At 46.6% G+C, this 15,199-nt stretch carries 7 protein-coding genes, 5 pseudogenes and 1 other annotated feature; of the genes and pseudogenes, 6 read left to right on the top strand and 6 right to left on the bottom strand.

Features of this window, described 5'->3' with window-relative positions; all coding sequences use genetic code 11:
• Positions 1-94: 94 nt before the first annotated feature.
• Positions 95-1,761 (bottom strand): annotated as a pseudogene (gene ettA, locus TZ48_RS21075) (energy-dependent translational throttle protein EttA).
• Between the two features lie 302 nt (positions 1,762-2,063).
• On the opposite strand from ettA, the gene sltY reads away from it, so the two are divergent.
• Together sltY and trpR are read left to right on the top strand one after the other, a co-directional pair.
• Positions 2,064-4,043 (top strand): murein transglycosylase, encoded by a 1,980-nt coding sequence (sltY, locus tag TZ48_RS21070; protein ID WP_112480541.1) that lies wholly within the window; start codon positions 2,064-2,066, stop codon positions 4,041-4,043.
• A gap of 71 nt (positions 4,044-4,114) precedes the next feature.
• A pseudogene (trpR, locus tag TZ48_RS21065) lies at positions 4,115-4,401 on the top strand (trp operon repressor).
• A 55-nt stretch (positions 4,402-4,456) separates the two neighbouring features.
• Here the strand turns inward: trpR and yjjX are convergent.
• Positions 4,457-4,970: pseudogene (yjjX, locus tag TZ48_RS21060) on the bottom strand (inosine/xanthosine triphosphatase).
• A 190-nt stretch (positions 4,971-5,160) separates the two neighbouring features.
• Between yjjX and TZ48_RS21055 the strand changes: the two are divergent.
• Complete coding sequence (locus tag TZ48_RS21055; protein WP_112480540.1) at positions 5,161-5,820, top strand: YiaD family glycine zipper/OmpA-like lipoprotein; 660 nt, start codon at positions 5,161-5,163, stop codon at positions 5,818-5,820.
• Positions 5,821-5,877: 57 nt separating this feature from the next.
• Here TZ48_RS21055 and pheA read toward each other — a convergent pair.
• The 4 genes and pseudogenes from pheA to bamD all read right to left on the bottom strand — a co-directional run bounded on the left by pheA (position 5,878) and on the right by bamD (position 10,260).
• Positions 5,878-7,067: pseudogene (gene pheA / locus TZ48_RS21050) on the bottom strand (prephenate dehydratase).
• Between the two features lie 11 nt (positions 7,068-7,078).
• Positions 7,079-7,200, bottom strand: a sequence feature (Phe leader region).
• Positions 7,201-7,339: 139 nt separating this feature from the next.
• Positions 7,340-7,672, bottom strand: a complete 333-nt coding sequence (gene hpf / locus TZ48_RS21045; RefSeq protein WP_112459827.1) for a ribosome hibernation-promoting factor, HPF/YfiA family — start codon at positions 7,670-7,672, stop codon at positions 7,340-7,342.
• A gap of 287 nt (positions 7,673-7,959) precedes the next feature.
• Complete coding sequence (locus tag TZ48_RS21040) at positions 7,960-9,423, bottom strand: MltF family protein (RefSeq protein ID WP_112480539.1); 1,464 nt, start codon at positions 9,421-9,423, stop codon at positions 7,960-7,962.
• A 112-nt stretch (positions 9,424-9,535) separates the two neighbouring features.
• Positions 9,536-10,260 (bottom strand): annotated as a pseudogene (gene bamD, locus TZ48_RS21035) (outer membrane protein assembly factor BamD).
• Between the two features lie 130 nt (positions 10,261-10,390).
• Between bamD and rluD the strand changes: the two are divergent.
• The 3 genes from rluD (at position 10,391) to clpB (ending at position 14,751) form a co-directional block, all read left to right on the top strand.
• On the top strand, positions 10,391-11,365 hold the full coding sequence (rluD, locus tag TZ48_RS21030) for a 23S rRNA pseudouridine(1911/1915/1917) synthase RluD (RefSeq protein ID WP_042503070.1): 975 nt from the start codon (positions 10,391-10,393) through the stop codon (positions 11,363-11,365).
• Positions 11,365-12,093, top strand: a complete 729-nt coding sequence (gene pgeF / locus TZ48_RS21025; protein ID WP_112480538.1) for a peptidoglycan editing factor PgeF — start codon at positions 11,365-11,367, stop codon at positions 12,091-12,093. The genes rluD and pgeF overlap by 1 nt, the downstream gene beginning before the upstream one ends.
• 84 nt (positions 12,094-12,177) lie before the next feature.
• Positions 12,178-14,751 (top strand): ATP-dependent chaperone ClpB, encoded by a 2,574-nt coding sequence (gene clpB / locus TZ48_RS21020; protein ID WP_112480537.1) that lies wholly within the window; start codon positions 12,178-12,180, stop codon positions 14,749-14,751.
• Positions 14,752-15,199 lie beyond the last annotated feature (448 nt).

Raw genomic sequence — 15,199 nt, 5'->3', positions numbered from 1 at the left:
AATTTCGCTAATTTGTGGTACAAAATCACAAAAAAAGAGGGCGCCATTATCGGCGCCCTCTGGGAAAAAACAAGTTTATCTCAAATATGTATGATTATTTTGAGATACGCTTGTACTTGATGCGGTGTGGTTCAGCGGCTTCAGGACCCAGTGTCTTCTTCAACCATTCCATGTACTCAGTGTAGTTACCTTCGTAGAAGTTAACCTGACCTTCGTCACGGTAGTCGATGATGTGCGTTGCGATACGGTCTAGGAACCAACGGTCGTGCGAGATAACCATGGCACAGCCAGGGAATTCTAGAAGTGCTTCCTCTAGTGCACGTAGTGTTTCAACGTCAAGGTCGTTGGTTGGCTCATCGAGTAGCAGCATGTTACCGCCAGCTTTAAGAAGCTTAGCAAGGTGAACACGGTTACGCTCACCACCAGATAGCTCACCGATGATCTTCTGTTGGTCGCTGCCTTTGAAGTTAAAGCGCGAGCAGTAAGCACGAGCTGGGATCTCAAAGTTGTTGATCTTGATGATGTCAGCGCCTTCAGAGATCTCTTGGAATACCGTGTTACTGTCGTTCATTGAATCACGGAACTGCTCAACAGACGCAAGCTTAACAGTTTCACCTAGGTCGATCGTGCCTGAATCTGGCTGCTCAGTGCCGCTTAGCATCTTGAATAGCGTTGATTTACCTGCACCGTTGGCACCGATAATACCTACGATAGCGCCCTTAGGAATGCTGAATGATAGGTCATCGATAAGAACACGGCCGTCGAAAGACTTCGTTAGGTTGTTCACTTCAAGAACTTTGTCACCTAGACGCTCACCTGGCGGGATGAACAGCTCGTTAGTCTCGTTACGCTTCTGGTGATCGCCGCTTTGTAGCTCTTCAAAGCGTGCCATACGCGCTTTAGACTTCGCTTGACGACCTTTAGGGTTTTGACGAACCCATTCAAGTTCTTTCTCAATGGTCTTTTGACGAGCTTTTTCTTGAGACGCTTCTTGTTGCAGACGCGCATCTTTTTGCTCAAGCCAAGAGGTGTAGTTACCTTCCCATGGAATACCTTCACCACGGTCAAGTTCTAGGATCCAACCTGCTGCGTTATCTAGGAAGTAACGGTCGTGGGTAATCACCACAACGGTGCCAGTGTAATCAACAAGGAAGCGCTCTAGCCAAGCTACAGATTCAGCATCCAAGTGGTTGGTTGGTTCGTCAAGAAGCAGCATGTCTGGCTTCTCTAGAAGTAGGCGACAGATAGCAACACGGCGACGCTCACCACCAGATAGGTGTTGGATCTTCGCATCCCATTCCGGGAGACGAAGTGCATCTGCAGCGCGCTCTAGAGCGTTTTCTAGGTTATGACCTTCTTTCGCTTGAATTAGCGCTTCTAGTTCACCTTGTTCTTTTGCTAGCGCATCAAAGTCGGCATCTGGCTCTGCGTAAGCTGCGTAAACTTCGTCAAGACGCTTCATCGCGCCTGCAACGTCAGCAACGGCTTCTTCAACGATTTCGCGAACCGTTTTTGATTCGTCTAGTACTGGCTCCTGAGGTAGGTAACCTACGTTCAGGCCTGGTTGTGGGCGTGCTTCACCATCGATGTCAGTATCAATACCTGCCATGATGCGTAGAAGCGTTGATTTACCCGCGCCGTTAAGGCAAGTACACCGATTTTCGCGCCAGGGAAGAAGCTTAGAGAAATGTCCTTGAGGATCTGTCGCTTTGGTGGCACCACTTTGCTCACGCGCGACATAGTATAGACGTATTCAGCCATTGCCGATCGTTCCTAATTTTGAAGTCAATAAAGTTCCTATTTTACACCACCGAGCGGAATCCTTTCAATTTTACTTCGGAGATTCCTTCGGATAATGCGAACATCAATTAGACTACTTCTCCCCCTCATTGCGTAACAAACAGTCAGAAACAAATTCTTAATGACAAAGCCATTGGAAAGTTGACCTATTTGGTCTTAAATTGAAGTTTGACCATGCATTCAACACCGGCTGACACAGCGGTACAGAAAACAATAACAATACTTCTCTTGGTCAACTGTTACAGCATCGAAGGAACGGTTACATGAATTCTAAACAACGATACCGGAAGCCGCTCGTCAGCATTGCTTGCGGAGCTATCGTGACTCTGGCTTTACCGGCGCTAATGAGTAGCGCGATTGCCTCTGAAACTAATGCATCAGCCTCTGAGAGTAAGCTCGAGCGTCAGCGTGCGGCTTACGACATGGCGCAAGAGCTGATTGATAGTAGAAACGTCAACGGTTACAACAAAATCCGACCGCAAATCGCGGATTATCCTTTAACACCTTATGTCGATTATCGCGTATTTTCGCTGCAGTTAGCTGACAAATCTGTTTCGCAAGTGAATCGTTTCATCGAGAAACATCAGGCCTTTCCTTTTTCATCACGCATTCGAGCCCCTTTTGTAGACCAGCTCGCCAGACAAAAGCGTTGGGACGATCTGCTCTCGTTTCAAACCAGCTACCCAAGCGGTGAACGTTACCAATGTCACTACCATTATGCACAGTTAAAAACAGGCGACACGGATTCGGCCTATGAGGGCGCCAAAACGTTGTGGAAAAGTGGTGACAGTGTAGATAGTGCTTGTGATCCTCTGTTTGATTCGTGGAACAAGGCGGGGCTGCGCAGCGATGAACTGGTTATAGAGAGAATGACGCTGGCCTTTCAGCGTCGTAATGGCTCTTTAATTAACTATCTGAATAAACAGCTCAAAACGCTGAAAGGTAAACAGCAAGGTAAGCAGATCCAAAGTTTGTTTAAGTCACCCAAAACAGTGACCAAGTTTGCTACAAGCAGCTTTCCTGAACCCAATCGTTCCACTCTCACCGAGCTTGCTTTGCAAAAGCTCGCCCGCAGCGACAAAGATCTGGCTCGCATAGCGTTAGCTTCGCTTAATAAAAACAGTCAATTGACTCCAGAGCTCAAGCAGTCGATGAATGAGTACGTGGCAATGCGGTTTATTACTACCGACTCAGATAGCGAAGCCAAATGGCGCGACAGTATCTTGGTGAAATCCAGCAGCGATTCGTATTTAGAACGCCGCGCTCGACTAGCGGTGCAACAGGCCGATTGGAAGGGGCTAGAGCAATGGATTGGTAAGCTCAGTGATAAAACCAAGCAGAGCAGTCGCTGGCAGTATTGGCTTGCGAGAGCGGAGATCAGTCGTGGCGATAAAGCGCAGGGTGAAAAACGTTTGGAATCGATTGTCGGGCAGCGTAACTTCTATAGTGCAGCGGCGGCAGTTCAGCTCAAACATTCGATTGTTTATCCTATTTCCACCACCACGCTTGATAATGCCGCGATAGCGCCACACCAAACGAGCTTGATTCGTATAGAAGAGTTGATAGCGCGCGATAAAATTGCTGCAGCAAAATCTGAATGGCGCTTTTTGCTGTCCAGAGTATCCAGATCAGATAAAGAGATGTTGGCAGCGTATGCGGGCAAAAAGCGTTGGCATCATCTTACGGTGGTCGCAACCATTTCAGCCAAAATGTGGGACAACATGAGTCTTCGCTTTCCACAGGCACATGCATGGTGGTTTAACTTCTATGGCGACAAGCTTGGCTTAGATAAGGATCTTCTCATGTCTTTGGCAAGGCAGGAGAGTGCCATGGATGTGGAAGCTCGTTCACCTGTTGGCGCAAGAGGGGTAATGCAAATTATGCCCGCCACAGCTAAGTACACCGCTAAGAAGCATAAGATTAGCTATAAGCGTACCAGCGAACTATATCAAGTTGGCAAAAATATCGAGATAGGCTCACACTACTTGAATGAACTACTTGGAAATTACGACGATAACCGTATTTTTGCCTTGGCAGCTTACAACGCTGGACCCAATCGCGTTAAGCGCTGGCGTGAAGCATCGGGTGGCAACTTAGATGCCATCGCGTTTATCGAAGCGATACCGTTTAAAGAAACTCGTGGCTATATTCAGAACATTCTGATGTTTCAAGTGTATTACCGTGATCTGATGGGTGTTCAGGGAAGTTTCCTAACCGATGCTGAGGCGAAAAGGCGTTACTGACACCCTAGGCTAGGCATTGGCGCGAGCTTGGGGTTAGAATGGAGTATTGCAAGTATCTAATGGAATGATTCATGGAACCTCAATACCAAGACTGGCAACAAGTTCTCGACCTGATCCAACGCTCACAAAGTACAGAGCAGCAAGCGCAGTTAATGACTCTGCTACTGACGCCTGACGAACGTGAAGCGGTAACGGCTCGCGTTAATATTTTGTGTGAGCTGCTAAAAGGTGACTTATCTCAGCGTCAAATTAGCCAGATGTTGGGGTGGGTGTTGCCACAATTACTCGCGGCAGTGCGGAAGTGAAACGTCTTGAGGACGCCGACAAGAACGCGCTTAGCGACTTATTACTTAAATAGCGAGACCTTTGCGTCTCGCTCATTTTATTCGCGTTAAGCGATAGAAAGCAGGCGACTAGAAATGCTCAGGATTAACGAAAGGAATTAAAGCCAGTATTAACGCTTGATGATACACCGAGCTGCGAGTGAGCTGGTGCTGGGTGAGCAGCGCAATGGCTCCGCCTTTTTGTTTGATGTTGTCGGTGCCAAACGTTTTGTCCATCACATCCCCAAGCTCAACGGTGGGTGATAACTGCTCGACGACAGCGGGTGGTAGCATCAAGCTGGCGCTTCGCGATTCACCTATCAACCTTGTGATTCAATCACCATCCACGCGAATGTACAGCCTCCATCAAGTCCCGCTTCAATCCCCACGTAATAATCGCCATCTTGCTGTGCTCGCTTTGCGTTATTCACTCGATTGGCTGCGCCGCGATGTGTCTCTTCGTTGTCCATCGGTTGATCGGCTACGCCACTTGGAACACTGACGCCTCAAACTCGAAACTTTGGTTTGGAAACGCCGACTCAAAGGCGCTTTTCACAGCATTAATTTTGGCGGGGTTCAGCGAGGCGATGACAACCTTTTTCATGACAGATATATCCATGTAGAGAACGTAACAACCTAATTCTAACGTAAATCTTCCCTCGCCATGTCATTAAATTTTTCAATGTTCGTATGCTGCTATTGAACTCATTCGAAGTTCAGCGAGAAACGAAAATAATTTTTATAACGTGGTGTTCTGTTTTCTAAGTCAGAAACATCGACAAGAGACAATGGATATGAAATTAAAACAAGTAGTGGTGGCTTTAGGAATTATGACGCTGGCAGGTTGTCAGGCGACGCAGCGCCAAAATGCTACAACCGGTGAATATGAAACGAACTCTGCAACCAAAGGTGCCTTGATTGGTGCCATTGCAGGCACTGCTGTGGGTATCGCTTCCGGTGGTGATAGCAAAGGCATTTTGTTAGGTGCGGCCAGTGGTGCGGCTATTGGTGGCGGCGCGGGTTACTATTTCGATCAGCAGGAAAAAGCCCTTCGCCAAGAGCTATTAAATTCTGGTGTGCAAGTTGAACGTACGGGTGACAACCAGCTCGTACTTCGCCTTGAAAACGGTATTGGCTTTGCTAGCAACTCACACGCGTTAGATCGCAACATTCATAAAACGCTGCAAGGCGTGGCGCGTATTTTGGTGGAATACCCAGACACTAGCCTAGTGATTGATGGCTACACCGATAGCACGGGTAGCGCGAGTTACAACCAAGAGCTCTCAGAGAAGCGCGCAGAGCAAGTCCGTGCTTTCCTCGTTAGCCAAAATGTTGCCCCAGGCCGTGCGGTAGCGCGAGGAATGGGTGAGCGCTTTCCAATCTGCAGCAATGCGACGACGGAAGGCCGTCAATGCAATCGACGTGTAGAGATCAAAATCTTGCCTCTTACATAAGCAGTGCTCTCTAAATGACTAAAACAATCCCTAGGTCATGCCTAGGGATTGTTTGTATTAGTCTTTCTTATCAGTCAGGTCTGGAATGACCGGTTTGACATTGTCGATAGGGTAGCAGCCAAGTACTTTTAAGTGCTTAGTGATCTTCACTAACTCGTCCATCGCGCACTTCATTTCTTCTGAGTCTTTATGACCTTCCACATCGACATAAAACATCTCTTCCCATGGGTTACCATGATAGGACGTGACTCCAGCTTGGTCATGTTGATGCCATAGCGCTGCAGTACCAATAGGGTTTCAACCAATGAACCCGCTTCTTGTGACGTTGCCATAATGAAGGTGGTTTTCGCTGGAATTTGCGCAGACACTTCGACTGGCTTTCTCGCTACAATAATAAAGCGCGTATGGTTTTCGGTTTGGTTGGCAATGTTGCCTTGAATAGACTGCAGCCCATAAAGCTTACCGCTAGCGGCATGACCAATCGCTGCCACGTCATCGCGGTTTAGCTGTTGCACCTTTTGCATCGCATCGGCTGTGCTCGCACACGACTCTAATGTCACGCCTTTTAAACGGCTCAAAAACTCACTGCATTGCTGATGTGGCTGTGGGTGTGAATAGAGCGTTTTGATGTCTTCAAGACGAAGCTCTTTAGTGGCCACGAGACAATGTTCAATCGGTTGGGTGATCTCGCCCACGATGTGCAGTGTCGTGTGCTGCAGCAAATCGAACACTTCGTTGATAGAACCTGAACTCGTGTTCTCAATGGGAAGCACACCGTAATCTGCATGACCGGATTCAACGGTTTTGATGACTTCTTTAAACTGATCGCAGTTAAGCTCTACCAGTTCGGTGTTCTTACGCGAGAAGTAATCACGACTCGCCAAGTGCGAGTATGAGCCTTTCGCACCTAAGAATGCGACGCGTGCGACTGGCTTTCTGCTCTGGTCTGGGTTGGCGAGATTTTGCAGGTAGACTTGTTGAAGCAACACTGAGTCTTCAATGATAGTGTGAAAAATCTTGGTGATGTATGGCGCATCAAGCTCGTATTTATCTTTACCATTGTTAATCAGCTTAACGAGTAGCTGCTGCTCACGAGCGGCATCACGAACTGGTTTAGAAGTCTGTACCTTACTTTTAGCTACTTCAATGCTGAGCTTACGGCGCTCGGATAGCAGTTGCAGCAGGTTGTCATCTAACTCGTTGAGTCGCAGGCGAATATCGTCAAGAGAATACTTAGTGTCGGTCATCAAATAATCCTTATAAAAAAGCCTCCCGTTTGGGAGGCTTTCCGTTCGTTTTTGACTTTTCTTTCGAAAACGAAGAAGCCTCCAAGCCTAGTGGAGAAAAAAGAAGTCAAAAAAGAACAGAATAATTGGGCGCATAAATCGTTGTTTATCATTTTGTATTGGCTAAGCCCCACAATAAGCAAGGGAGCATGGAGCGTCAAGCAAAAAAATAGCGCCCGTAGGCGCTATATAATGATGACTAAATTGAATTGCTATTTGCTAAGACGACCGAATTATTCGACTTCTTCTACTTCAGCTAGCTCTGGCTTCTCTGTGCGGCGAGCTTCTGGTTTATGTCTTAGTTTGTTTAGCTGACGTTCTAGCTTCTGTTCAACCTCGTTAACGGCAGCGTATAAATCTTCATGAGTAGCGGAAGCGACAAGTTTGCCTTTGGGTACCGTAATGGCCGCTTCGAATTTCATCTGTTTGTTTGGCTCTTCGTTGAAAGCAGTTTGGCAGCTGATGATGTCCACTTGCCACTTTTCTAACTTCTTAAATTTGCTTTCGATATGCTCACGGATTGCAGAGGTGATCTCAATGTTTTTACCAGTGATGTTTACTCTCATATGTTTTTTCCTCTATTGCATCCCTCATGGGTTAACTCCAGATTACTCATTCAGACCGAAAAGAATGTGATCTCGATCACTCTTATGCGAGGGTTTTTGCCGTCCAAATCTAAATGTGATCTATCGCAAAACTTTGTATCGTTAACAGTAAAAAAGCCTTTTCTTTCCTCCAAAAGTCATTAATTTGAATAGAGTAGCGTTCTGAAAATTCCCCATTTTTGGCGACTTAGTACGACCTAAGAAAAGTCACTGTCTATTAAATGCACACTAATAAAATGTGATCTCCATCACTTCGTGGTTTCCTCTTTGCTTCCCCCTAAGATTCTGTAAAACTCAATGTCTTGGTTTTTGGCTTGTTGCTCTTCACGAATTTCTTGTAACGACTCTAACTGTTTGTAAATCACATAGTATCGGTTGATGTTGGCGACGTAGGTAACTGGCTCGGAGCTGATGTTTCGGCGCGCCATAAGCTCAACATGACCGAACCATTTGTTGGGGTCATAGCCGTGTTTTTCGGCCAAGCGTCTCATGCGTGATATGTTCCCAGGCCCAGCGTTATAAGCCGCCAACGACAGATAGACTTTGTCATCTTCGCTAATGGCATCATCACTAAAATAGCGATCACGGATAAAGCGTAAATATTTCACTCCGGCATGCACGTTGTTATCTATGTTATTGATGTTTTTTATGTTGACGTTCTGATCTCGTGCGGTACTTGGTAGCACTTGCATGATGCCCACCGCGCCTTTTGGGGAAACCTTGTTTTGATTGAGGCGTGATTCCTGAAATGCTTGTGCTGCAATCATGAGAAAATCGAAGTCGTATTGGTCGGCGTACTTTTTAAATAGTGACACCAGCTTCTCTAGTTGATCAATATTTTTAGGGTCAAGCGCTTTGGCAAACCAAGAAGTATTCTCTAAATATTTGTTATAGATAACATTACCAAGTAGCGTCCCTTCTTTCGCTGTTTTGATGTAAGCATTGACTTGTTCTGCAAGTTTCGGGCTACCTTTGCGCATCGCCCAAGCTATCTTTCCGCCACTGCGAAGTGGAATGCCACTGTGAATGTTCAAATCGTCAAAGGTTTTGTTCCAGAAGTAGGCTTTGTGGCTATCAAGAACCGTGGCGCTTACTAACCCTTGTTTGACCATCTCTACCAGTTCGTAATCTTGCAATGTTTCTTCTAGGTACTGAACTAATACAGGTGGACGTCCCTCTTCGGTGAGTGCTTTGTTGAGTTCTTGTAGGCTTTCAAAGTAGCTTGAACTGGCACGCACCCAGACTTCTTTGCCACTTAAGTCTTCGGTGTTCAAGAGAGTAGGGTAGTCGTCGCTGGTGATAATGAGCTCATCGATATTGTCAAGGATGGGGCGACTGAACTCAATGACGGCTTCACGAGCAGGGGTTACGGTAAGGTTAGCAACAATGAGGTCGCCGTAACCATTGACCAACGCAGGGATAAGATCGTCGCGCGGTACGGGGATGACTTGTACTTTGAGTTTGGGGAATCTTTTCTTTAGGTAATTTTCAAAGTGATAGAGTTGCTCGGCACCGATGCCTCTCGGTTGCCCTTTCTCTATGTAGTAAAAACCGAGATCGGCAGAGACTAATACGCGTAGTACTCGTTTTTTGGTGAGCGTATCTAAGTCCCCTGTGTACGGGGCGTTGCTCAATGGACTAAGCTCAAGTGCTCGCAGTGGTAGCGAGAAGACAACGAAAACAACAACCAGTAATAGTGCTTTCACTTCTATTCCTTTTTCACTACATACCTAATGATAACTATATAAATGAAAACGGATTTTCGCCAATTTAGACACAAAAAAAGCGCTGATAACACAGCGCTTTTGTAACGTATCTTACCGCTTATAACGGATTGAGCTCCATGAGTTTTTCAGTGCGCTCGACTTGTTCTTTCATGCCTAGCTCTTCATAGGCTTGTTTCTGAATGCTGAGTGACTTACGCGCAGCTTCAGTATCTGGATAGGTCTTTTGAAGCTCTTGTGTGCGATTAATCGCAGCGATCCAAGCTTCACGTCGCAGGTAAAAGTCTGCCGTTGCTAAATCGTAATTGGCGAGACGATTCTTCAGTGCACCATGCGTTTTGCAGCATCTTCGGCGTAGGCACTGTTCGGATAGCGTTTAAGCAAGCGGTCGAAATCTGCGAACGCTGCTTTTACTGGTTCAGGGTCACGGTCAGAGCGGTCGATACGAAAGATATCGTGCATAAAGTTACGATCTTGCGCCATATGGCTTAAGCCGCGCATATACAGAACCCAATCCGAACGCTCATGCGTAGGGTTTAAACGAGAAAAACGTTCGATGGTCGCAAGAGCTAGTGGCAGGTCATCGTTCTTATAGTAGGCATAGATGAGATCAAGTTGTACTTGCTCAGTGTAAGCACCAAATGGGTAACGAGAGTCTAGCGCTTCAAGGCGCTCAATGGCTGACGTCCAGTTACCACCTTGCAGTGACTCTTGAGCCTCTGAATACAACTGAGACGGCGGGACATCTGGGACGGTGACTTCTTTGTCAGCACAACCAAACAACAAAGCTATAGAAAGCAAGCCTGTTAGTTTAAGTAGTTTCATACGAGAACGAGTTTCCTTGACGTAAATATTTTTCCGCTTCCATTACTTTTCTTGCCAGTAACAGATACAATGATGGGCTATATTATCCACACTCGTGGTATTAGTCCCAAGGTTTTTTAAAAAGTTCGATATGGCTCAGCAGATTGAATTAACAAATACAGTAAAAGACAGCCAGTTAGGTCAACGTTTAGACCAAGCTGTAGCTGAACTCTTCGCAGATTTTTCTCGCTCACGCCTGAAAGAATGGCTACTTGACGGAAAAATTGCGGTTAACGGTGAAGTGGTTACCAAGCCTCGCACTAAGGTGATGGGCGGTGAACTGATTACCGTTCAAGCTGAACTAGAAGATGAAGAACGCTTCGAAGCGCAAGATATTCCTCTAAACATCGTTTACGAGGATGATGACATCATTGTTATCAATAAGCCAAGAGATTTCGTTGTCCATCCTGGAGCAGGGACACCAGATGGCACGGTTCTGAATGCGCTTTTGCATCACTACCCAGCTATCGCGGAAGTGCCACGTGCAGGTATCGTTCACCGTCTCGATAAGGACACCACAGGTTTGATGGTGGTGGCGAAGACGGTTCCATCGCAAACGCGTTTGGTTCGAGCTCTGCAAAAACGTAACATTACTCGTGAGTACGAAGCGATTGCGATCGGCAAAATGACCGCGGGTGGTATGGTGGACAAGCCAATTGGTCGCCATTCTACCAAACGTACGCTGATGGCGGTGAATGAACTCGGTAAGCCGGCGGTGACTCACTACCGTGTTGCGGAGCATTTCCGTGAGCATACTCGTATCAGGCTGCGTCTAGAAACGGGTCGTACTCACCAGATCCGTGTACACATGTCTTACCTACAGCACCCACTTCTCGGTGATACCGCTTACGGTGGTCGTGCACGTATCCCGCGCGGTGCGAGTGAAGAGCTAACGGATATGATCCGTAGTTTCGACCGTCAAGCACTGCACGCGGTAATGCTGAAGTTTGCTCACCCAGTGACTGGCGAAGAAATGGAGTTCCACGCACCAGTGCCTGACGATATGGTGGCAATGGCTGAAGCGCTGCGTGAAGACACGAAGCTGAATAAAGAAGAAGACTATTAATGTCGACTCTTAAGCCAAATTGGCACACAGCTCTGAATGTTAGTGCTGTGACGTCAACTCGAGAAGGCGGCGTATCGAAAGCGCCGTTTTCTGGGCTGAACCTAGGAATGCATGTTGGTGATGACCCAGCAGATGTTGAAGCGAATAGAGCTCAACTAGCTGTGTTAGCGAACATGCCATCCGCGCCAGTTTGGCTTAATCAAACCCACTCTACTGTCGTTGCCAATGTTTCGACTCCCACAGATGTCGTTATCGATGCCGATGCGAGTTTTACGACTCAGCCAAATGTTGTACTTAGTGCGATGACCGCAGACTGTTTGCCTATTCTGCTAGCGGCTAAAGACGGCACGGCCGTCTCTGCAGTTCATGCCGGCTGGCGTGGCCTTGCTGATGGCATTGTTGAAAATGCAGTGTCTCTATTCGAGCCTGATCTGCAAGCTTGGATTGGTCCTGCCATTGGCTTTGATAGTTTTGAGATCGGTGAAGATGTTCGTGAGGCATTTTGTGCAAATCACCCTGAATACGCTATCGCATTCAAATCACATCCGACATCGGGCAAGTGGCTCGCGGACTTAGCATCGATTGCCGAAATGAAGCTTAAGTCGCTTGGAGTAAATTCAGTCACTCAGAGCGGGCTATGTACTTTCGAGGATCCTACTCGTTTTTATTCTTATCGACGTGATGGGCAAACTGGCCGCATGGCGAGCTTTATTTGGATCAACGCCTGATTTTCCATCTCCTCTCTTGAAATCCTCACTATGAGTAACCATCTTATTTGCATATCAAGCCGTATGTAATTTAAGGGGGTTGCTGTGCGCTTAGATCGATTTACTAGCAAATTCCAAGTCGCTATTTCTGATGCTCAGTCTCTAGCTCTAGGGCGAGACCATCAATATATTGAACCTGTCCATCTCATGGTTGCTTTGCTCAATCAAGAGGGAAGTTCTATTCGTCCACTGCTGACAATGTTAAACGTCGATGTGGTTCATTTGCGTTCAAAACTGGCCGAGCTTTTGGATAAGTTACCGAAAGTGACGGGCGTCGGTGGTGACGTTCAGCTATCTAGTTCAATGGGGCAACTATTTAACTTATGCGATAAGGTGGCTCAAAAACGTCAAGATGCGTATATCTCCTCTGAGATTTTCTTGCTTGCGGCTATCGAAGACAAGGGCGCGTTAGGTCAACTACTTAAAGAGCAAGGCCTTACAGAAGCGAAGATCAACCAAGCCATTGAGCAGATCCGTGGCGGTCAAAAGGTTGATGATCCAAACGCAGAAGAAAAACGCCAAGCGCTAGAAAAGTTCACGATTGATCTGACCGAACGAGCAGAGCAGGGCAAACTTGACCCTGTGATTGGTCGCGACGATGAGATCCGTCGAACGATTCAAGTACTGCAGCGCCGTACCAAAAATAACCCGGTTATTATTGGCGAGCCTGGTGTGGGTAAAACCGCCATTGTTGAAGGGTTAGCTCAGCGCATTATCAATAATGAAGTGCCGGAAGGCTTACGTGGCCGCCGAGTTCTATCCCTTGATATGGGCTCTTTGGTCGCTGGCGCCAAATATCGTGGTGAATTTGAAGAACGTTTGAAATCGGTACTTAATGAGCTTGCTAAAGAAGAAGGCAACATCATTCTATTTATCGATGAACTGCACACCATGGTTGGGGCCGGTAAAGGTGAAGGCTCAATGGATGCCGGCAATATGCTCAAACCGGCACTTGCTCGAGGTGAACTGCATTGTGTTGGCGCGACGACTCTAGACGAATATCGTCAATATATAGAGAAAGATGCCGCGCTAGAAAGACGATTCCAAAAAGTGCTGGTGGATGAACCAAGTGTTGAAGACACGGTGGCGATTCTTCGTGGATTGAAAGAACGCTACGAATTGCATCATCATGTGGAGATCACGGATCCCGCGATTGTTGCGGCAGCCAGTCTTTCCCATCGTTATGTAACCGATAGACAGTTACCTGATAAGGCGATTGACCTTATTGACGAAGCTGCGTCTAGCATTCGTCTGCAAATTGATTCCAAGCCAGAGTCATTAGATAAGCTCGAGCGTAAAATCATCCAGCTTAAAATAGAGCAGCAAGCTCTGAAAAACGAGTCGGATGATGCAAGTAGTAAGCGCCTCTCTGCATTGAATGAAGAACTGCACACTAAAGAGCGTGACTATGCTGAGCTTGAAGAAGTATGGAATGCAGAAAAAGCGGCGTTATCGGGCACGCAACATATTAAAGCTGAGCTGGAACAAGCAAGATTAGATATGGATGTGGCAAGACGTGCAGGTGATCTAAACCGTATGTCCGAGCTTCAATACGGGCGTATCCCAGAACTTGAGAAACAGCTAGATCTAGCGACACAAGCTGAGATGCAAGAGATGAGCCTGCTTCGCAATAAAGTAACAGACGCTGAAATTGCAGAAGTGTTGTCGAAGCAAACCGGTATTCCAGTCTCTAAGATGCTAGAAGCAGAAAAAGACAAACTGCTTCGTATGGAAGAGGTTCTGCATAAACGCGTCATTGGTCAGGCGGAAGCAGTGGAAGTGGTTTCCGATGCGATCCGTCGTAGTCGTGCAGGCCTTGCCGATCCGAATAAGCCTATTGGTTCGTTCTTATTCTTAGGCCCAACCGGTGTGGGTAAAACCGAGCTGTGCAAAACGCTCGCCAACTTCATGTTCGACAGTGAAGATGCCATGGTGCGTATCGACATGTCTGAGTTCATGGAGAAGCATTCGGTGGCGCGCTTAGTCGGTGCTCCTCCTGGTTATGTTGGCTATGAAGAAGGTGGCTATTTAACAGAAGCGGTTAGACGTAAGCCATATTCGGTGATCTTACTTGATGAAGTAGAAAAAGCGCATCCAGATGTGTTTAATATTCTTCTACAAGTATTAGATGATGGTCGCCTTACTGATGGACAAGGTCGCACGGTGGATTTCAGAAACACGGTCGTCATCATGACCTCTAATTTGGGCTCATCTAGAATTCAAGAGAATTTCCAAGTTCTCGATTATGAGGGTATTAAGCGAGAAGTGATGGATGTAGTGACGTCTCACTTTAGACCTGAGTTCTTAAACCGTGTCGATGAGAGTGTGGTATTCCACCCACTAGGTCAGCAACACATTAAGTCGATTGCTAACATTCAGCTTGAGCGTTTAGGCAAACGAATGGAAGACAGTGGATATTCGTTGGTCGTGGCAGATGCGGCTCTCGATTACATTGCTAAAGTGGGTTATGACCCGGTATATGGAGCAAGACCTCTAAAACGAGCGATTCAGCAAAGTATAGAGAATCCACTCGCGAAAGAAATACTCGCTGGCAAGGTGGATCCAAGCAAACCCGTCAAACTTATCGTCAATAACGATAAAATTGCAGTAGGACAGTAGCTAAATACTAGCGAACAATCGCGTATAGGGGAGGGTTACTCCCCTTTTTTGTGTCTTTTTTGGACGTTCTGATTCATTTGTGTTCGAACGGAAAGAAAAAGTGAATTTAGTGCAATTTAGCGCTTGCCAAGTGCATGGCGATCTCTATAATGCCACCTCGCTGACACGGGAACGGAGAGATAAACCTCCAACGAGTCAGAAGGTCAAAAGCTTCTAAGGAAGCCAAGCAAAATAAGTTGAAAAAAGTGGTTGACACTAAAGCTTATCTCGCTAAAATGGCCATCCGTTTTGAGAGGGACGCTTAGTCTGAAGCTCGAAACAAGCTCTTTAACAATGTAAACCTATCAATCTGTGTGGGCACTCGTTGATGATAATCACTATTGGTTTTCACTTTTTTAAAAAAGTAAAATCAAAAATGGTTTCAATGAACTGAGTGACCAATCAAGTT

Source organism: Vibrio variabilis, assembly GCF_003263785.1.
GTDB lineage: Bacteria > Pseudomonadota > Gammaproteobacteria > Enterobacterales > Vibrionaceae > Vibrio > Vibrio variabilis.
This window is presented reverse-complemented; position numbering and strand designations above follow the sequence as displayed.